Here is a 19618-nt window from a genome sequence, read left to right as displayed (position 1 = left end):
AACCTTCACTACCCTGCGGCTTCTCGTTTCTCTTTTGTTACGAGCCAACACAAGAGAGAGCCTATTGTCACCATCACAACTCCACTCCAAAAACTCTGGCTAAGCGTAACGCCAAGAATGATTGAAGAAAATAACGCAGAGAATATAGGTGTGAAATAAGAAAGCGTTGCGAGAAATACCATATTTCCGCCGACAATAGCGATATTCCATAAGCCATAGCCACCCGCCATCAAAGCAGAAGAAGCAAACAAATAGACGATTGCTGACCAAGAGAATGTGATATCTGGCTCATCAGTTAAAGCAAACTTAACCCATAAAGAGGCTGCGGTAGCGATAAAAAATAGCGTTATAGCATTGTGTTTAGATTGCTGCTTCTGGGTGAGATTGCAGTACACAGCCCAAATAACGGCTCCGGTAAAGGCCATAAAGTACACTACCGGATTACCATTTACATTCGTAATGATTTGTTGCAACGATAATCCGTTATCGCCACTCACTGTCCAGGCAACACCAACAAAGGCAATAGTTATCGCAGGATAAAGCAGCCAACTTGGTTTCTTATTGCTGCCTCGCACGGCAAATAACACTGTCAGCGCTGGCCACAGATAATTCACGATAGAAACTTCAATCGCCTGCGCACGTGAGTTAGAGTAACCGAGTGCCAAAGCAACAAATATCTCATAACAGATGAACATCGAACCACCTAAGATTAAATACTTAGGGGAAAAGCAAGATAGTTTCGGAATACCAACCACAATCAGGAGAAAGACAGAACTCAGGGTATACAACATTGCGGCACCACCGACGGGACCAAGACTCTCAGTGACCAATCTTGCGATACCTAATAAGCAACTCCAGGAAAGAATGGCAATACAACCATAAAGTGTGAACCGAAACTGCACGGATTCCATGTGACCTACTACTCACGAATGCCAAATTAGCGTCAGCTTAACTCAAAAATAACTGGCTTCAACAGACTATTTAGTAAAAATACGTTTAAATATTATTCCGTTACGAGTTGAGAACAAATGCGAAACAATTTTGCCGCATTATGCTGACACCTTGTTTCGTGCACGACTATGATGAAGAAGTAGATGACGAAAATATAAACGTCGAAAATCATATTCAGTCTCTAAAAGAATCGATAAATAGATGGAAATCTCAGACTAAAGGAACTCTCAGATGAAAAAAGTCGCAGTAATCTTCAGTGGCGCTGGTGTTTACGATGGTACAGAGTTACATGAAGCAGTATTAGCGCTCCATGCAATTGAAAAAGCAGGTGCTACGTGGCATTGCTTTGCGCCCAATATTAACCAGTTACACGTTATCAACCATCGAACTGGTGAAGAAATGGGTGAAACCAGAAACGTCTTAGTTGAGTCAGCGCGTATTGCACGAGGAAAGATTGAAGATGTCGCCAAGCTGCATGTTGACGATTTTGATGCATTACTTTTGCCAGGCGGTTTTGGTGCGGCGAAAAACTTAACTGACTTCGCAGTGTCTGGCGCTGAGTGCTCTATCAACACGCACGTCGCCCAAGCCTGCCGTTCATTTGCTCATGCAAACAAACCTGCAGGTTACTTATGTATCGCTCCTGTCATCATCCCGATGATTTATGAACATGGAGTGCAAGGAACCATTGGTAATGATGAAGCAACTTCGGCTGCGTTTAATCAAATGGGCGGTGAACATATCTCATGTACAGTCGATGAGTATGTGTATGACGAGAAACACAATGTCCTTTCAACGCCTGCCTATATGTTAGCGGAAAATATCTCTCAAGCCGCATCAGGTATTGAAAAGTTAGTATCAAAACTGGTCGAAATAGCTTAATTATTGATAGATAACTTAAAAGCACTAACCAAATCCCCATTGATAAAGTTAACAATTGATGGGGATTTCTTATACTTTAGTCTAATTTAGATACAAATCGCCATTAAACTTCAATTTTCACCAATATTTTAAGCAACAAGTTGCACTTTTGCGCTACGTTATATTGGTGTTGCACCTTCACACTGTGCAACAGCAAATCCCAATTAATAAAACCAATAACGAACGACGGAGCAATCCAATATGACAAGTGCATTTTTTATCCCTACGGTAAACCTAATGGGCGCTGGCTGCCTCAAAGACGCAGCGAACAGTATTCAATCACAAGGCTTTAAAAAAGGTTTGATCGTTACCGATAAAATCCTTAACCAAATCGGCGTAGTTGAACAGGTTCAAGGCCTTCTTAATGAAAGAAACGTCCCAACCGTTGTGTTCGATGGCACTCAACCAAACCCTACTATCACCAACGTTAATGATGGCTTAGCGCTTTTAAAAGAGAACGATTGTGACTTCGTAATCTCACTTGGCGGTGGCTCACCACACGATTGTGCGAAAGGTATCGCACTAGTCGCAGCAAATGGTGGCCACATTTCAGATTACGAAGGCGTTGATCAGTCTGCAAAACCAATGCTGCCATTAATTGCTATCAACACGACCGCTGGCACAGCTTCCGAAATGACTCGCTTTTGTATCATCACCGATGAAGAGCGTCACATTAAGATGGCTATCGTAGATAAACATACTACACCGCTTATTTCTGTAAATGACGCGGAACTGATGCTTGCTAAGCCTGCTTCACTAACCGCAGCTACTGGCATGGACGCACTGACTCATGCGATAGAAGCATACGTATCCATTGCAGCGACTCCAATCACTGATGCAGTAGCAATCAAAGCGATTGAGCTGATTCAAGCGCATCTGCGCACGGCTGTGAAAAACGGTGAAAACTTAGAAGCTCGTGAGCAAATGGCGTACGCACAGTTTATGGCTGGTATGGCATTTAACAATGCTTCGCTAGGTTACGTCCATGCAATGGCACACCAGTTAGGCGGTTTTTACGATCTACCACATGGTGTATGTAATGCTATCTTGCTTCCTCACGTACAACGCTACAACGCGCAAGTCTGCCCTGAACGCCTGACTGACGTGGCGAAAGCGATGGGAGTGAATGTGGAAGGTCTTTCACCAGAGCAAGGCGCAGCGGCTGCCATTGACGCGATTGTCCAGTTAGCTAAAGATGTCGGCATACCAGCAGGCATCAAAGAGCTTGGCGCTAAGTTGGAAGACATCCCTACACTCGCGGACAACGCTCTGAAAGATGCTTGTGGTTTCACCAACCCTAAACAAGCTACGCACGAAGAAATCTCAGCCATTTTCGAAGCAGCAATGTAAGCGCTCAGTTATTCATACTCGATAACGTAATTCAATCCCCGATTTCATATCGGGGGTTTTTCCATCTATTTTTACATCTGTATACAGATCAATTCCTGACAAACCCATCGATCTGGTGTTAATTTTTTAATAGCACACACGCTCTATATTGGAAGGAACCATGAGAACATTGATCATCGGCTTACTCGCTTGTTTATCGCTTCCCACCTACTCCGCCACTTATCAGGCAAAAGAAATCGCAAGCGGATTCCAGGTTCCGTGGGGAATTGAGTTTCTCGACTCACAACGTGCTGTGGTTAACGAGAAGAACGGTACTATTTCTCTGCTTAACGTCGAGTCGGGTAAACGTGAAACGCTTTTCACGGTTTCAGGCGTCAGTAACATCGGACAAGCTGGCTTACTCGATGTGGCTGTTGCACCGAATACTGATAAACAAAATCCACAACTTTTCTTTACGTACAGTAAGCGAACCGAAAAAGGGAATACCGTCGCTTTAGCCAATGCTACGCTTGCGCAGAATGCTTTAGTCGGTTGGAAAGATCTCTTCGTAGCAGATGCAATTACTGATACGGGAAGACATTTCGGAAGCCGCATCGCGTTTGTTGATGATAAGGTTTATTTTTCTATTGGCGATCGGGGGGAGCGCGATAACGGGCAAAACCGGCAAACCCATGCAGGGTCAATTTTACGCCTTAATCTGGACGGAACTGTTCCTGCCGATAACCCATTTAAAAGCCCTGAAGGACGACCTGAAATCTGGAGTTATGGCCACCGTAACCCGCAAGGTTTGTACTACGATGAGTCCACTAAACAACTGTGGTCCATTGAACATGGTCCGAGAGGTGGCGATGAAATCAACCTGATTAAGAAAGGCGCTAACTATGGCTGGGCCAGAGTCTCTCAGGGTCAGGAATACTGGGGCCCGCTTGACGTCGGTGAGGCCAAATCTTTACCGGGCATGGAAGATCCAAAACTGGTGTACATTCCCTCTATCGCACCAAGTAACTTAGTGGTCTATCGCGGTGATAAATACCCGGATCTGAATGGAAAGATCATTGCCGGCGCGCTTAAGCTTACGCACATCAATATCGTTTCTATTGAAAACGGCAACCTGAGCGAGTATCAGCGGCTGTTGGAAAACATGAGGGAGAGAATCAGAGACATCACCATCAGCCCTGATGGATACCTCTACTTTTCAACCGATACCGGGAAAATTTTTCGTCTTGAGCAGAACTCAAAATAACGACTAAACTAATAATTAAGCTTATGTTTTAAAAATAGTTTTAATTCCCCCATGAGGTCACAATGGTCCCATTTCCATTAATATTCGATAGAATCAAAGCCGTTATATTCGATCTAGACAACACGCTTGTGAGCTCTGATATGGACTTCAAGCATCTACGTCATCAACTTGGCTGCCCACAGTCTGAAGACTTATTGGATTTTGTGGAGAAGTTAGAACACCCCCACCATAAAGAGCACGCCCATAACGTTATATTTGATCACGAGATATCTGATGCGAATCAGTCATCGCCAATGATTGGCTGCCATGAAATTCTGGCCTACTTGAATCAAAAAGCCATTAAGACGGCCATCGTCACACGAAATTGCCAAATTGCAACACAGCGAAAACTCGAACATAACCAGATAGTGGTTGAGCGGGTCATTACTCGGGAGTGCTATCCACCTAAGCCCGACCCATTGTCTCTGCAAGTATTAGCAAAGGACTGGCGATTAATACCCGACGAAGTGCTGTATGTGGGGGACTTCCTTTATGATTTGCAGGCGGCCTACAATGCAAAAATGCCTTCTTGTCTGATTCATCATGGGAACCATACGGAATTTCATTCTTCCGCCTCCCTCGCGGTGAAAGAACTTACTGATTTGTTGATGTATTTCGAATCATCACGCGTGCGCCAACCCCAAAACAGCTAGTCAGTTTCATCAAATAAAAAAGAGCACATTCGTACTCTTTTGATCTTATTTCCCGATTTTTAGTTGATTAGCTTTGCAGGTAAGCGTTAAGCATCCACATCAATTTTTCTTGTTCGCGAATGTAGTCACCCATCAATGCTGCTGTACCTTCATCGTTCGCTTCACCGGCGTTATGCAGAATTTCACGTTGCTTAAGAAGCAGAACACTAAAGCCATCGACCAGACCTTTCACACACTCTTCACCTGAAGTCGCGTTTTGATGCTCGTTAATATCGCTTGATTCGAGATAGTGACTAAAGGCGTGAGCCGGGGTGTAACCCAGGGTCAGAATACGTTCAGCCAATTCATCAATTTTCACTTGTATGTCTGTGTAGATTTCTTCAAATTTTACATGTAGCTCAAAGAATTGATGTCCTTTGATGTTCCAGTGATAACCACGGGTGTTCATATACAACACTTGATAGTTGGCAAGTAGTTGATTCAACTGTTGTGCTAGTTGCTCAGAGTCTTGGCGATCCAGACCTATTAGGCTTACTTGTGTGCTCATATCTTGCTCCTGGTAAATTAAAAATTCTGTTGCAGTGTTTGCTGCCGATGGAGTCATATTAGATCTGAGCACTAAGTTAGGAAATTCGGTTTTAACTATAACTTTGATAACCAAATTCTATAGTTAGCCCTGTCTAGATAAAGTGTTCGCTTAGAGACAATAAACTTGCTGTCGCTAAAAGCTGTATCGAATATTCGCAAACAATAAAATGGCAGGTGTTTCGCCAAAAAGGCTGTCATTTGAGCCGTTAAAGCTTTGTATTACAGTAAGAAGTTGCCAATCGCTAGCGAGTGAGTAATTGCTCGACAGACCAGAAAAAAACGAACCATCATCGTAATAACTTACTGATGCTGTGACGCGATTAAGTGATGTGAGGTCAAAGCTCAAATCCGCATAAACCGTATGTTGCGTGAAGCTTAACGTTTTTGCGTTCAGAGGCAGATTTAGGTATGCCAAAGCACTTGATGCATCTTGAGGATCCGATATAAATAACCAAGCCGCACGCCCTAGCCAGCTGCGTGTTCCTCCAAAGCTATAGTCCGTCTCAAGGCTTCCTACCATGGTGCGTTCGGTACGTTCTCCTTGATAATCCGAGTCAACAGGATCGAACCATGTTAGCTCTCCGCGCAAACCGGCTTCGTAAATATCCGTCGCAAAACCTGCTCCAAGGACAAAATCCCGGTTCGCTCGACCTGCAATCAACTGATAATCCAGTCCTGAACTATTCGCCAAATAGCGCATTGATACGCTGTTTTTATCCGGCGCTTTGGCAGGTGAGAAAATTAAATCTATGCCATCGGCGAAACCCAGCTTTTTACTCACCATAACCGCATCGGTCCCCGCTCTCTCTTCATAATCAAAATCATAAATCGAGTAAGCGTTATAGATATCGTTTGGATTCCAGACAGTATTCATCGACCAGTTGACTCTGAATCTGCCGAACTGAGCGCTCCAGTCTTCTTGTTGCCAGGAAACATAGAGGCGGTCTAACTGGGTATTGAGGATGACGCCATCTTCACGCCAGTTTTTGCTCAAATCGAGGTAGCCGTTATCCAGTGAAACCAGCTCTGGATATTGAGCAATATCCAGCGTATCGCCCCATATCGCACGATTTCTCATTCCCACATTTACGCGCCAATTGGGTGAAAATCGATACTCAAAATTAAAACGGTTATGAATAAGATGATCGAGCGTGTTGCTCTGCTTTTCAGGAATGTTATACGTTGCCATGTACTTTACATAGCCATCTAAATCCCAGGATTTTTCCGGTTCTAACCCCGGAATAGTAGCGAAAGCCGGATAAATAGTGAGTGTTAGCGCGGGGATAGTTAATGCCTGTTGCAAGCTGTAGCTATACAAAACCCTAGGCATGCGTTCTCTCCGCTGTATTGCCGATATTCATGAAATCTCGGGCTAAACGCCCATCTTCAAAGACAATAATACGGTGCGCGCGTTTAATTACCCTCGGATCGTGTGTAGAGAAGATGAATGTCGTTCCCTCTTGCTCACTGAGTTGCTCCATAATGTCGAGCAGTTCCGCAGTACTTCGCGCATCCAGATTAGCAGTCGGCTCATCAGCCATCACAAAACGTGGCTTAGGTGCAAGAGCACGCGCTACCGCCACACGTTGCTGCTGACCACCGGACATTTTACTCGGGCGTTTATGCATTTGCGAAGACAGCCCCACCTGTTCCAGCAAAGACATGGCACGTTCACGGCACTCTATTTCCGATTTGCCTTGCAACTGCATGACAAATTCCACATTTTCCAGCGCGGTTAATACGGGTAATAAACTGTAGTCCTGAAATATAAAACCGATATTGTCTCTTCGATAGGCGATCAGCTCTTTCTCCGACATTTCTGAGATAAGACAACCGTCTATCTCAACTCGCCCTGAAGTGGGTGAATCAATCCCACCAAGCATATTTAATAAGGTCGTTTTTCCTGACCCAGAAGGCCCCATTATGGCGACAAACTCTCCTTGCTTGATTTCTAAATCCACACACTTCACTGCATGAACCGGGAAATCACTCTCTGGGTTATATGTTTTGGTCAATCGTTCGAGTTTAATCGTCATTAGGTTTTCTCCGCCATGGCATCCACGGGGCGACGCTTAAGTATTTGTCGCGCCGGATACAACGCTGCAAACAGACTGGCAACAAAAATCGCCACAATGATCATTCGGTATTCATAAAAAGAAACTCTTGGGAAAAGCAAAGTATCAACGCCGTATGCCCCAAGTCCGTCAGCAAGACCACTTAGAGACAGCCCAGTAATACTTAATATTTTCAGCATGATGGCACTACCAAGTAGCCCTAACGTACATCCTGAGAGCCCGAGAAACATCGTCTCTAAGATGATCAATGCGCGGATTTTGTGTTGCTGCATGCCGACAGCCATCAACACCCCAAACTCTCTGGTTCGCTCGAAAACTGACATCAGCATGATATTGATGACACCCAGAGTCATAGCCAATACAAAAACCACCAGCATGACTTGATTCGAAATGTCCATTGAACTCATCATCGTTGAAAGCAAAGGCTGTATCTCAATCCACTTCCTCACTACCAGAGGTTCATTTGTCACCTGAGACAATAATGACTCAGTAAACGTCTTGGTTTTCTCTAACACCTTGTCGTCGTTCGACTTGAGTAAGATGGATATCTCATGTGCGCCTCTAAGACCTGCGACTTTTTCAAGATCCAATTTACGAACGTATACATTGCCATCGTCAAATGCCGTCGATGGTGTTTTGAATATCCCCCGCACACGAAAAGCTGCCCCAGAAACATCCCCTTTAACATCAGAAAGCGTCAAAATCACTTTTGAACCTATCCGCAACTTTAATCTTTGCGCGGTTTTCTGGGAGACTATAATCGGATTTCTCCCCTCATCATCCAGCCATTGCCCTTGCTGAATGTGATCTACAAGCGGCGTAATTCGCTGTTCTTGTTCAATATTGACACCATTAATACGGATACCTCGTGAACTGCGGGCAGAAGCTATCATCCCATCAGCCAGAAAACGCTCTGATACGGCTTTCACGTCTGGTTGATTTGCTAAAGTAGCAGTAATTGTCTGTGAGTCAGGAATAACGTCTTTGAGTTCGGGGTTAATCAGATATTCGCTTTGATGAATCTGTAAGTGGCTGGTTTGCCAGGCAATCGAATTTCTTATCATGCTATCGACGAGGCCATTCATAAAACCAATCATGGCAATGACCCCCATCAAGCCAAACACCATGGCACCTATCATGATGGATGTCCTGATCTTATTTCTCCATAAGTTGCGCCACGCTAATTTAATCAACATACGCGCCTCCTTTTAGTCCGCTTGCAATTGGCAGACGTAATAGACGAACCATCGGATACAGGAGACACAAAAAGAGAATAAAAAGAACAACCAGGATTTGATTCAACGCTAAGTGCGGATCGACGGAGACAGGAACGATAGGTTCAAACCCAGTTTCTAACATGACCTCGGCAGCCGCACCGGTAATTTCAAGCGGATTAAAATAGAAGTAGCCGAGTACTGGCGCACTGATAAGCAAACCAAGCAGAATACCAAAAATGGAGATAAAGAAAGATTCAATTACCAACAATAAAATCAACTTCCTCCTCAGCATTCCGGTTGCCAACATAACAGCAAACTCTCGCTGCCGCTCCAATGTTGTCATAAGAATGGTGGCGAACAAACCAAAGCCGACGATGCCGTAAAGGATATAAATTAAAAAGATCCCACCGGCTTTATCTAACGCAATCTGCTGTGCAAGTTCTGGCGATAAAGTTTCCCAGTCTTTCACCGAAACATCTTTGCCATAGTCTCTACTCAGTTGATTAACGATTGCAGGTAAGCCTGATAAATCTTCCGTATTAAGGACCCAGGCGGTAACTTGTTGATCAAGGGAATACAGAGATTGCGCCGTATCAAGCGGCATGTACACCAGTTGGGAATCTAATTGCTGCAGTGGGAAATGCAAAATTCCCGCAACACGATACAATCCGGCCGCCGTTTGTCCATGATGGCCCATACCATATAACACCAGTTCATCACCAACGTCTAAACGAAGATACTGAGCCAGACCACCACCGACAAGAACCGAATTTTGACCAGCTGCTATATAAGTACCTTGTACTATTTTGCTACTGATGCTGGAATATTTATCTTCGGCTTCCGGGTCAACACCCAAAACCAGCGCCCCTTTGGAGCGTTCACCTTTGGCAGCAAGTGCAAAAGATTCGAGTCTTGGCAGTATGACATCAATATTCGGGTTCTCTCTGGCAAAGGAGATAAACGCCTTGTTCTGCGGCAGAACATCGTCAATGCTGGAAGAATCGCTGAACTCCGGATTTTGTAACTGGATCAACCCCGTGTAAAACTTGGCGGCATTTTTTATGTTGGACGTATAACTGCCTTCCTGAAAGGCCCTTGTTATCAATGAAAGAAACAGCACTAAAGCCAACGCAGTCGCGGTTAACAAAGTCCGCCGCTTTTGCCGCCACAAATTTCGCCACGCAAGTTTCATCAGCATATGCTCGCCTCTTCATCCATGACTAAACGCCTTAATCTCGCAGTGACTTCATTTGTTGTTGAGAGAAAAAGTCATCGTCAATTTTAAAGTCGAACTGTGCCTGATGTGTAGTGAGTACCGTTTTGTTGCCCGGCTTTTCGAGAGGTTGCATTTCCATGCGGGTTGCAACATTTCTGCCCCCTAAAGTTTTGATGTCGAACGTGGTCATCACATTAACCAGGTCATCAAACTCATCATAAAACTCTATTCTTCGCTGCAAGAAAGTGCTTTGAGAGATCCACAGTGAAATTTTATTCCAAACGACAGGCGCATCAGGCTTGGCGACAGCGTCTATTTTCCATACTTTGTCACCTTCGAACGTATCTTCTCCCATCAACGTATGTTGATAATCGACAACGATAGAAGACTGATTAATCAGATCATCATTGGTGAAATCCGAACCCATCCATGACTGACTCAGCATCGATGGTGCAATCTTGATGATTCGCTCGATACTCGGCACCCAGTTCCACATTTCTCTGTAGCGTTTTAGTGATACACTTCCCTTATCTTTCGCTGGAGCCGTGACCAAAACCAAAGAAAGCTCGGTACCTTTCGTCCAGCTTTTCATCGTCATTGAACGCTTCCATTCTGGTCGGATAATGTCCATCGTCGCTTCACTGTAGCTGGACTTTCCGCGCATCATTTGATCAGATTTTTGAACGATCTCAAAGGCTGTTTTAGCCAGGGAAAGCGGTGAGGTCACGAGACATAGCAAGATTATGAAGGTTTTAAACATAACTCTCCTCACACCAAACTCAATCGGAAGGTTCATAGAAATCACAATAAAAACATGGAATTCAATTGAGTATAGCAAGGAACTGATATCGGCTAGGCGATCAAAGCAGAAAAAATAGATGTGGAAGGAGGTCTCAGACTCGTGGCAGATTTCCCATCTGAGCACCTTTAAAAACGTGTAAAAAAGCCCTATTCAAAATCCACATTGGGAGAACTTTGAATAGGGCTCTTTGCCTCTATGCTTCATTTTCCGACTGAAGCTGCCTTTACCTTTTTTCGCGTTAACAATTCGTGTTTTAAATAATTGACTGGTGACAACGGCTTTTAATGCATTGTCTTTTATTTCACCTCTGCCGAACTCGGTATCTTGATTGAATTCTTTCGGCTGAGGATTCGATTTCAACTTCGCCATAAATCCTCCTTAATGGTCGGATCAGATTGGACAATAATAAGAAAAATAAGTCAATCTAATTAATTAAAATGAGAATTATGCTCAAAAACTTCACAACGGCGTCATTTAATTGAAAATTACTCTAAAACATATTGATTAAATAGTGACAAAATACAAATATTTTCCCTTAAACCACTAATATCTGTTGACTCTTACTGTATTTAACCTAGACTCAACCTCGGCTAGAAAGAAAGTTCTTTGTTTTCACATTTCGTTGGATTACTTGTAACTCCGTCGTCCTGTGGTACGCAATAGCAATTTATTTTTCCACGCTATAAGCGCCGTTGAGGCGAAAGATTACACAAATTTAGATATTTAGGAAAATAGACATGTCTAACACAGCTACTGGCACAGTTAAGTGGTTCAACGAAACTAAAGGCTTCGGTTTCATCCAACAAGAAAACGGTCCTGACGTATTTGCTCACTTCTCTGCAATCACTGGTGACGGCTTCCGTACTCTAGTTGAAGGCCAGAAAGTAGAATTTGTTATCTCTCAAGGTCAAAAAGGCCCTCAAGCAGAGCAAATCAAAGTACTTTAATTCTTAAAGAATTTGATATGATAGCCAGCTTTTAGCTGGCTATTTTTTTGCCTGTCACTTATTTTCCGCAGCAAAAACGAATTAAAAACATGGCGCTAAAACCAACAATTTATAAGTTTCGTATCGACATCTCAGATATGAACAACGATTACTATAATTCTAAAAAATTCACTATCGCCCTGCATCCCTCTGAGAAAACACAACGCATGTTAGCGCGCGTATTAGCATATTGCCTGAATGCGGACAGTGATTTGGAATTCACCAAAGGGCTATCGACAACCGACGAACCTGATTTGTGGCACATTGCTGATGACCAAAGCATCATTCACTGGATTGAAATTGGCGAACCAGATCCAGACCGAATCAAGAAAGCCGCACGTCAGGCCAAAAACGTAAAAGTCTATAGCTACAATACAAAAGCTTCTGTTTGGTGGGAGAAAGTATCAGGCAAGTTTTCAATGCTTCCTGTGAGTGTCGCGAGCTTTGATTACGATGCCATTGACATGATTTGTCAGCACCTTGACCGAGGTGCGAACCTTTCTGTTATGATCACTGGTACGTCTATATTTGTTGATATCAATGATCAACATATCGAAGTCACGGTGAAGGAACTGCAGAGTCATGACGCCACTTAATGAACTGATTAAGGAAATGGGATTCAGAACGATTCCTTTTGTAACTGAACATAAGACGGCAAAGAAGCGTTGGTTGGATGAACAAAATTCACTGTTTACCCGTGTATGTGAAAATAAACCAACAACGGCCCCGGCGCTTCATCTACTGGGTTTGCTGACGAAATCTCATATTGAGGCCAGTGCAATTTATGAGCAACATGCCCACGCGACTCAGAAGATGCACATAGCACTCAGCGAATCCGTCGGCGAGGAACACGCGAGTAAGTTCACCAATCAATCAGCAGAAGACCTTATCCTGATCACTCATCTTTGGCTTTATACCCAGGGGTACCTGAATATGGACTTCAGCTTGGCTCACGATCATGCAGAGCAAACTCAAACGACCCTACAGCACGAGCTAGTGATTCAGCGAATCGACATGGACGCTTTCAGGTCAGAACTGATGCGCAGTTTTTACTTAGGCCGAGAAGCAAACCCGAGAAAGTCCGTTGGCCTTTTAGGCTGGCTCAAACGATTATTCCCCTGATAAAAAGCCCTGACAAAAAGCATGGTTTAATCCAACCTGAACAACTGATAGACTCCGTTCCAATGCAACACCAATCATGCTTGCATACGCAAAGGGCATTCTTCCATTGAACATCAAGGATTCGTTATGAAGTTTATTCGTTGGTTTTTAGGCAAAGTCATATTATTGCTTAACGCTGTTTTTTCTCCTCGTGGAATTAAGCGTGATGCTAATGAACAGATGAGCGTTGATAACAAGGCAAAACAATTTGCGCTTTACCAGTTTGAAGCTTGTCCTTTCTGCGTAAAAGTTCGTCGTGCAATGAAACGACAATCAGTAAAAATTGAATTGCGTGACGCGAAAAACGACCCACAGCATCGACAAGATCTGGAACAAGGCGGTGGCCGCATCAAAGTGCCTTGTCTTCGAATTGAAAAAGAGGGCAAGACAGAGTGGCTTTATGAGTCATCAGACATTGTCGCGTACATTGAAAAAGAATTTGCCTAAGTTCCCCCTAAGAACATCGGCGAAAGTAGAAGAGGCATCAAGTGGTGCCTCTTTTCTATTTCTAATGCACTTATTGTCCGCCGCTAGTCACTAACAATCAGCATCAGTTCTACGCGTCGGTTGCACGCTTTACCACTGGGTGTCGCATTACTGCATTGTGGTACATTCTCACCAAACCCGCGTGAGAAAACTCGCTGACGAGGAATACTGGTTGATAGTAATTGCTTTTCCACCTCACGTGCCCGCTTCTCTGACAAGGTGTCATTGAAACTGCTGGCGCCTGTACTGTCCGCATGACCATCAATCACGACGTCGACATCGGTTCTGCCTGACAGATAATCCCCCAGGCTTCTTAACCAATCTTGCGATTGCAACGATAACTGAGCCGAACCTGTCTGAAAGTGTACCTGCTCTTTCAAACGTACCATTAAGTGCCCGCCACTTATCGTCTCATGCGCAATATTGTGTCGGTCTAAGAACATCTCCAGTGAGGTAATGTTTTGCGTCATCTTCGCATCCGCACTCGTAGCTTGTCGTCCCCAAGAAGCAGAAGCGGCACCCGTTGAACTCGCATAGCCCCATTCTGGGTGCCTCAGTTCAGAGTTCGTTTTTGGTGCCGTATCTAACATGTTTTCTTCCAGAACCATATATTGATCAATGCTGCTACACCCGGCGAGGATGCCACACAAAATTAGAAACCACTGTTTCATACCGTTACCAATGTGGGGAAAAGTTATATTCACTATGTCGACTGAGAATCGGCTGTCTTTAGCAGTTTTGTTCGTTCAAAATCATCGTAACACCAAATCAGGCTAACAGATTGGTTCGTAAGGCACCTTCATATCCATGAGAAAGTTCTGGAGCGAGGCTATTTGGCTATAATCATCTCACTTTAGTGTAACAATCAGTGTTAAAGGTTTTAGTCGCCATCGTTAACCGATAAACTAGCGCAAATTTTTCATTTAGAGCGTTAATATCAGGTGATTTCGGACGGCCATGAAAGTATTGCGGCCATGGCAGAAACCATTAACGAAAGACTAAAACAACCTAAATAGACAAGGAGCCAACGTGTCTAAATTTCTGTTTCCTCTTATCATTTTTATTTTGGCGGCGTTTTTCATTTACCGCACCTGGACAAATCATAAAGTTGCGGATGAAAACTTTGCCAAGGGACAAGCATTCCTGCTAGAGAACGCCAAGAAAGACGGGGTCATCACAACTGAAAGTGGCCTGCAATATATGGTGCTAGAGAAAGGTACGGGTGACGTTCACCCAACAGCAACGAGCAAAGTAAAAGTGCATTATCATGGCACACTCATCGATGGTACGGTATTCGACAGTTCAGTCAATCGCGGTGAGCCAATCTCATTTGGCCTGAACCAAGTGATTAAAGGCTGGCAAGAAGGCGTTCAGTACATGGTAGTCGGTGAAAAAATTCGCCTGTTCGTGCCAAGCACACTCGGCTACGGTAAAGGTGGTACAGGTCCAATTCCACCAGCAAGTGTGTTGATCTTTGATATTGAGTTGCTAGAAATTCAATAGTAAAAATTAAAAACGCCGGATGGCTACAATCCGGCGTTTTTCTATTCAGAAAGTCACAAAGGTTCACACCATTGATAAATTGAGGTTGTGGTCAGCAAGTAAAGCGATAAACAACACAAAAAGATGGTAAATGGAAAACTTAAACGTTTCTATTGCACTCTTTTCCTCCGGAGCAAACTTCAATTTCCAGGCATAGTAGACAAACCCGGCATTAAGAAGCAGTGACGCAAACAGGTAGATAAAGCCCACCATCCCTACCAAAACCGGCATCACGCAAACCAACGTAAGAAGCACTGAATACAACAGAATTGAGGTTTTGGTGTATTCGATGCCATGGGTAACAGGGAGCATGGGGATATCCACCTTGCGGTAATCTTCTACTCTGTGAATCGCGAGTGCCCAAAAGTGTGGCGGTGTCCAGATGAAGATGATCATCACCAAAAGCCACGCATTGCCATGCAACTCACCAGTTACCGAAGTCCAGCCTAACAGCGGCGGCATCGCCCCTGCTATACCGGCAATCACAATGTTTTGTGGCGTAGCCCGTTTTAAATACATAGTGTAAACAACCGCATAACCTAGCAAGCTCAATAACGTCATCCAAGCGGTCAGTGGATTTACCCAGGCGAACAACAAAACAAACCCAACCAGACCTAAGCCGGTAGCAAACAGCATAACTGACCACGGATTTATATCACCGGATGGCAAAGGACGTTTATGAGTACGCGCCATTCGCGCATCTATGTGACGGTCGATAAGATGATTAAATGCAGCCGCAGAGCCTGCCATCAAACCTATTCCGGCTAGACCAATAGCGGCTTGTAGCCAAGGGAATACTTCCACCGGCGCTAAATTCATTCCAACAACAGCGGTAACCAGCATCAGTGCGACCACTTTTGGCTTGGTAAGTTTGAGGTAAGTAGACCCTGTTCTCTTTCTGCTCTCTAGTGACAATGCAAGTTCTTTACTCATAGCGGACTCCTTTCGCTTGATGACTCCATTGGGTTTTGCCTTGCCACAAGTAAAACTGACTCACACAAATCAGGCACAGCATAATCGCGGCTCCAAGTGTATGTGCCACCGCAACGTAGATAGGTAACTGAAACACAACATTACTCACGCCGAGCATGATTTGACAGATGAGCGCTAGCCCAATCCACATGCCCAAGGAGCGAGAGTAGTGAGAGTCTTGTTGAATCAACAACAAACAATACGTTGATACCACTAACGCAGTGATGATGGCACCAATACGGTGACTCACGTGTATTGTCATTCTTGCCGGATATTCTAATACGCCAAATTCGTAGTTCTCGAATCCGGCTTGCCAGAGCGAAAACGCTTCTTTCCAGGATAAATAACTCACCCAATCGCCTTCGCAAATAGGCAAGGTAGTACACATCAATGCGGCATAGTTTGAGGAGGTCCAGCCACCCAGCAGTATCTGTAATAACACCGTTGCAAAGGCCACCATGGAAAAAAAACGCACCGTGTTTGTTGATGGAGGAAAGTAGACATCCCGCCGCGCTTTGAGCTGACAATAAAACACCGCCTGCAACGCTAACAAGGTAAACCCGCCGAGCAGGTGCAACATCACGATAACGGGCATCAGCTTCAGGGTAACCGTCCACATGCCTAACATTGCCTGCCCTATCACTAACAGGCAGAGCATAATAGGTATAGATGCATTCACCCGCTCCGAGCGCGAAGCGATAACTGTCATAATAAGAATCACAATTCCGAGCGTTCCGGCAAAATAACGATGAATCATCTCCAACCATGCTTTTTCATGCTCAACTGCACGCTCAGGAAAGTTGAGGTTAGCTCTTGCGACGTCGTCTTCATGATGCGGTACCGATAGATGACCATAGCAACCCGGCCAGTCAGGGCAGCCTAAGCCAGCGTCGGATAAGCGCGTATACGCACCGAGAATGATCACTACTAATGTGAGAAGTAAGCTTACTCTCACCAGTCGAATTAATGTCATGTTTCCCCCTATCCCACGCGGGATAACTTAAGCAGTTTGCGTAAATCAGCCAGCATATCCTTGCTGAGTTTGACCAAATCTTCGTTTGGCTTTGGCGTGTAGGACATGACTAACTGCCCTAAAGGGTCAACGATGACTACCTGTCCCTGCTCAACGATTTCCGCTACCGATGCGTTCATTGCCATCGTCTCCATTGGCACTTCTACCGAGTCTGACGATTCCGATGTCCATAACACGGGCACAACGCGATCTTGGTACTTACCCAAGGCAATATGACTTTGTTTGAGAAGAAACAGTTGTTGCAGACATTGCTCCTCACACTGATTGGGAACCACATACGCCAACTGCCATCCGTGAAGCGCTTGTGGTGACGCCTGTCCTAGTTGCTCTAGTGTTGTATAAGGATCTATCAGTTTGCCTCGATTCGTCACACCACTGTGATACCAGCCCTGACTCAAAATCAACTTAGCGGCGATAGCCGGAAGGGCGAACAAGCAAACCAATGAAATCAGGACCAAACGTCCTCTTGTGACATTCGACGTCATGCTTCACCTCCATGTGATGCCATGGCTCTTAACCAACGAATAAAAACCACGATAGTAAGTAATAGAAACACACCAGCCATCGCAAACCACTGTACTGAGTAACCAAAATGCTTAGCACTCGTGAGTGGCAATGGATTCCATGGAAATGCGTATGGCCAGTTATCTAAGTTGTCAGGCTGTAAAACAGCTGGCATTAACTCGACATTCAGCAGATTGTTCAACTGAGAGATATTGAGATTTTGGACACGGATTGTTGCTCCTAACTCAGGCATCAACTCGAAACTGAGTGGGTTCATCGACTTGCGGTATAAACGCCCGGTCACCAGAGCCGGCACCTCTAACTCTTTGACGACAGGAAATTCAGCTCGGGAACGTTCTCCTGCCACAAAACCAAGCTCCATAAGCGCGAGTATGTTCTGTTCCTGACTTACCGACACAACCTGATAAGCGAGATATCCCACGTTACCGTCATAGGTTTGGTTATCCAGCAGAATCACAGGTAAAGGTTCAGGCGTTATTTGCGCTTTAACCTTCACCCCTATGACACTTTCTTCACGCCAATCGTTGTTATCGAGTACCGTATTCATCTCCTGATACGGAAGGTCAGCACGTGCCAGGATTGATTGCTCAAGCGCTTGTTTATCCATACCCCTATCTAGTTGCCAGAAGCCCAGTTTGACCAACAGAGAAAACACAGCCACAGTTAAACAAACAACAATCCAAAATCGCTTCGATAAAGATAGCGATACCACCGGAGGTTCCATGTCCACCGTATTTCTGTTCAAATTGACGCTGATCCTTCTGCTGCTTTTCATCATCTTCAACCTCGCAAAAGCGCTTATCGAAATGGTTCGTGAAGACCCGGATAACCCCAATAGCGGCAACAAATCAATGAGCCACTATTTAGGTCGTAGAGTCATGTTTTCTGCTTTGGTGGTCATCCTTCTTCTCATCGCTCTCAGTTCCGGGTGGCTAGAGCCAAACCATCGGCCCTATTAGGCGTTGAACGTCGTTAGAGCACATAAACAAAGACAAACAGGCATAACCAGACCACATCAACAAAATGCCAGTACCAACTCCCTGCCTGAAAAGCAAAATGGTTGTGAGGAGAAAAATGGTCCTTCGCGATTCTGAATAGCAATACAATTAAGAAAATCGTCCCCAGACAAACATGCATGCCGTGGAAACCCGTCAGCATAAAGAAGGTGTTACCGTAGACCCCAGATTGCAGAGTCAGCCCCATTTCCTGATACGCGTGGATATACTCTTTTGCCTGATAAAACAGAAAGAACCCAGCCAGTACAATCGTTATTTCCAACCAAACAATCAGCGCGGTACGTTTGTTTTGTTCCAAACTGATGTGTGCCATATGTAACGTAATGGAAGAAAGTAAAAGAATGATGGTGTTGGTTAGTGGAATTCCCTGCCATGGCATCGCTTGGGTGGTTTCACCGCTTGGTGTAGTGGTCAGCGGCCATATTGCCTCGAAGCCAGGCCAAAGGACTTCGTTGGTCATGACGTTGTTATCCGCCCCTCCCAACCAGGGCACGGCAACCATTCTGGCGTAAAACAGCGCTCCAAAGAAGGCACCAAAGAACATCACCTCGGAGAAAATGAACCAACTCATCCCCTGACGAAATGAACGAGTAATTTGCGAACTATACTGACCAGTCAAAGACTCGGTAATCACGTTACTGAACCAGCCAGCTAACATATACAGAAGAAACAAAAAGCCCACGGCCAAAACAATATGACCTATGGTTCCAACCGCACCTTCACTTTGCGTTCCCAGTACCGTCATGCCAGCTCCGACCGCCACCAAGAACAGAGCAAAAGCTCCAATAATCGGCCAGCTGCTTTGGGCAGGAACATAATAAGTCGCGGGTTTATTACTCATA

General features: G+C 44.7%; 23 protein-coding genes and 1 pseudogene. 10 read left to right on the top strand and 14 right to left on the bottom strand.

Features of this window, described 5'->3' with window-relative positions:
* Positions 1-8 precede the first annotated feature (8 nt).
* Complete coding sequence (yddG, locus tag ACWYU8_RS10245; RefSeq protein WP_457519464.1) at positions 9-911, bottom strand: aromatic amino acid DMT transporter YddG; 903 nt, start codon at positions 909-911, stop codon at positions 9-11.
* A gap of 271 nt (positions 912-1182) precedes the next feature.
* Here yddG and elbB point away from each other — a divergent pair, with 271 nt between their 5' ends.
* From elbB to ACWYU8_RS10225, 4 genes are all read left to right on the top strand, one after another.
* Positions 1183-1833, top strand: coding sequence for an isoprenoid biosynthesis glyoxalase ElbB (gene elbB, locus ACWYU8_RS10240; RefSeq protein WP_457519463.1), 651 nt, complete (start codon positions 1183-1185; stop codon positions 1831-1833).
* 240 nt (positions 1834-2073) lie between these two features.
* Positions 2074-3222 (top strand): L-threonine dehydrogenase, encoded by a 1149-nt coding sequence (gene yiaY / locus ACWYU8_RS10235; RefSeq protein WP_457519462.1) that lies wholly within the window; start codon positions 2074-2076, stop codon positions 3220-3222.
* Between the two features lie 160 nt (positions 3223-3382).
* Entirely contained in the window at positions 3383-4465 is a 1083-nt protein-coding gene (locus ACWYU8_RS10230) for a PQQ-dependent sugar dehydrogenase (RefSeq protein WP_457519461.1), read from the top strand.
* A 62-nt stretch (positions 4466-4527) separates the two neighbouring features.
* Positions 4528-5157 carry an HAD family hydrolase gene (locus ACWYU8_RS10225; protein WP_457519460.1) on the top strand — a complete coding sequence of 210 codons (630 nt, stop codon included), beginning with the start codon at positions 4528-4530 and terminating at the stop codon, positions 5155-5157.
* Between the two features lie 67 nt (positions 5158-5224).
* Here the strand turns inward: ACWYU8_RS10225 and ACWYU8_RS10220 are convergent, their stop codons facing one another.
* The 7 genes and pseudogenes from ACWYU8_RS10220 to ACWYU8_RS10190 form a co-directional block, all read right to left on the bottom strand.
* The gene (locus tag ACWYU8_RS10220) at positions 5225-5704 is read right to left on the bottom strand and encodes a Dps family protein (protein ID WP_457519459.1); all 480 of its coding nucleotides are present in this window, start codon (positions 5702-5704) and stop codon (positions 5225-5227) included.
* Positions 5705-5878: 174 nt separating this feature from the next.
* Positions 5879-7075 carry a hypothetical protein gene (locus tag ACWYU8_RS10215; protein WP_457519458.1) on the bottom strand — a complete coding sequence of 399 codons (1197 nt, stop codon included), beginning with the start codon at positions 7073-7075 and terminating at the stop codon, positions 5879-5881.
* On the bottom strand, positions 7068-7781 hold the full coding sequence (locus ACWYU8_RS10210; protein ID WP_457519457.1) for an ABC transporter ATP-binding protein: 714 nt from the start codon (positions 7779-7781) through the stop codon (positions 7068-7070). Before ACWYU8_RS10210 ends, ACWYU8_RS10215 begins: the two co-directional genes overlap by 8 nt.
* Complete coding sequence (locus tag ACWYU8_RS10205) at positions 7781-9016, bottom strand: ABC transporter permease (RefSeq protein ID WP_457519456.1); 1236 nt, start codon at positions 9014-9016, stop codon at positions 7781-7783. The genes ACWYU8_RS10210 and ACWYU8_RS10205 overlap by 1 nt, the downstream gene beginning before the upstream one ends.
* A complete protein-coding gene (locus ACWYU8_RS10200) occupies positions 9006-10235 on the bottom strand; it encodes an ABC transporter permease (protein WP_457519455.1) in 1230 nt (409 codons plus the stop codon). Before ACWYU8_RS10200 ends, ACWYU8_RS10205 begins: the two co-directional genes overlap by 11 nt.
* A 31-nt stretch (positions 10236-10266) precedes the next feature.
* On the bottom strand, positions 10267-11013 hold the full coding sequence (locus ACWYU8_RS10195) for an outer membrane lipoprotein-sorting protein (RefSeq protein ID WP_457519454.1): 747 nt from the start codon (positions 11011-11013) through the stop codon (positions 10267-10269).
* 133 nt (positions 11014-11146) lie between these two features.
* A pseudogene (locus ACWYU8_RS10190) lies at positions 11147-11424 on the bottom strand (alternative ribosome-rescue factor A).
* Between the two features lie 368 nt (positions 11425-11792).
* On the opposite strand from ACWYU8_RS10190, the gene ACWYU8_RS10185 reads away from it, so the two are divergent.
* The 4 genes from ACWYU8_RS10185 to ACWYU8_RS10170 all read left to right on the top strand — a co-directional run bounded on the left by ACWYU8_RS10185 (position 11793) and on the right by ACWYU8_RS10170 (position 13649).
* Positions 11793-12002, top strand: coding sequence for a cold-shock protein (locus tag ACWYU8_RS10185; protein ID WP_005375625.1), 210 nt, complete (start codon positions 11793-11795; stop codon positions 12000-12002).
* Between the two features lie 89 nt (positions 12003-12091).
* Positions 12092-12637 carry a YaeQ family protein gene (locus tag ACWYU8_RS10180; protein WP_457519453.1) on the top strand — a complete coding sequence of 182 codons (546 nt, stop codon included), beginning with the start codon at positions 12092-12094 and terminating at the stop codon, positions 12635-12637.
* Positions 12624-13163, top strand: coding sequence for a hypothetical protein (locus tag ACWYU8_RS10175; RefSeq protein ID WP_457519452.1), 540 nt, complete (start codon positions 12624-12626; stop codon positions 13161-13163). The genes ACWYU8_RS10180 and ACWYU8_RS10175 overlap by 14 nt, the downstream gene beginning before the upstream one ends.
* Before the next feature lie 126 nt (positions 13164-13289).
* Positions 13290-13649 (top strand): glutaredoxin family protein, encoded by a 360-nt coding sequence (locus tag ACWYU8_RS10170; RefSeq protein WP_457519451.1) that lies wholly within the window; start codon positions 13290-13292, stop codon positions 13647-13649.
* Between the two features lie 83 nt (positions 13650-13732).
* Here the strand turns inward: ACWYU8_RS10170 and ACWYU8_RS10165 are convergent, their stop codons facing one another.
* Positions 13733-14359: an OmpA family protein gene (locus ACWYU8_RS10165; RefSeq protein ID WP_457519450.1), complete on the bottom strand. Its 627-nt coding sequence runs from the start codon at positions 14357-14359 to the stop codon at positions 13733-13735.
* Positions 14360-14717: 358 nt separating this feature from the next.
* Here ACWYU8_RS10165 and ACWYU8_RS10160 point away from each other — a divergent pair, with 358 nt between their 5' ends.
* Complete coding sequence (locus tag ACWYU8_RS10160; protein WP_457519449.1) at positions 14718-15191, top strand: FKBP-type peptidyl-prolyl cis-trans isomerase; 474 nt, start codon at positions 14718-14720, stop codon at positions 15189-15191.
* 63 nt (positions 15192-15254) lie between these two features.
* Here the strand turns inward: ACWYU8_RS10160 and cyoE are convergent, their stop codons facing one another.
* The 4 genes from cyoE to ACWYU8_RS10140 are packed head-to-tail and all read right to left on the bottom strand — an operon-like array spanning position 15255 to position 18484.
* Positions 15255-16163, bottom strand: a complete 909-nt coding sequence (gene cyoE, locus ACWYU8_RS10155; protein WP_457519448.1) for a heme o synthase — start codon at positions 16161-16163, stop codon at positions 15255-15257.
* The gene (locus ACWYU8_RS10150) at positions 16156-17175 is read right to left on the bottom strand and encodes a COX15/CtaA family protein (protein ID WP_457519447.1); all 1020 of its coding nucleotides are present in this window, start codon (positions 17173-17175) and stop codon (positions 16156-16158) included. The genes cyoE and ACWYU8_RS10150 overlap by 8 nt, the downstream gene beginning before the upstream one ends.
* Before the next feature lie 8 nt (positions 17176-17183).
* Complete coding sequence (locus ACWYU8_RS10145; protein ID WP_457519446.1) at positions 17184-17720, bottom strand: cytochrome oxidase biogenesis cluster protein; 537 nt, start codon at positions 17718-17720, stop codon at positions 17184-17186.
* A complete protein-coding gene (locus ACWYU8_RS10140) occupies positions 17717-18484 on the bottom strand; it encodes an SURF1 family protein (protein WP_457519572.1) in 768 nt (255 codons plus the stop codon). Before ACWYU8_RS10140 ends, ACWYU8_RS10145 begins: the two co-directional genes overlap by 4 nt.
* Between ACWYU8_RS10140 and ACWYU8_RS10135 the strand changes: the two genes are divergently transcribed.
* Complete coding sequence (locus ACWYU8_RS10135) at positions 18483-18719, top strand: DUF2909 family protein (protein WP_457519444.1); 237 nt, start codon at positions 18483-18485, stop codon at positions 18717-18719. The genes ACWYU8_RS10140 and ACWYU8_RS10135 overlap by 2 nt on opposite strands.
* Positions 18720-18732: 13 nt before the next feature.
* On the opposite strand, the gene ACWYU8_RS10130 is transcribed toward ACWYU8_RS10135, so the two are convergent.
* On the bottom strand, positions 18733-19617 hold the full coding sequence (locus ACWYU8_RS10130; RefSeq protein WP_457519442.1) for a cytochrome c oxidase subunit 3: 885 nt from the start codon (positions 19615-19617) through the stop codon (positions 18733-18735).
* Between the last annotated feature and the right edge of the window lies 1 nt (position 19618).

It is taken from the genome of Vibrio limimangrovi (assembly GCF_054064025.1).
The sequence above is the reverse complement of the archived record's forward strand: the minus strand, read 5'-3'. Positions and strand labels throughout refer to the sequence as shown.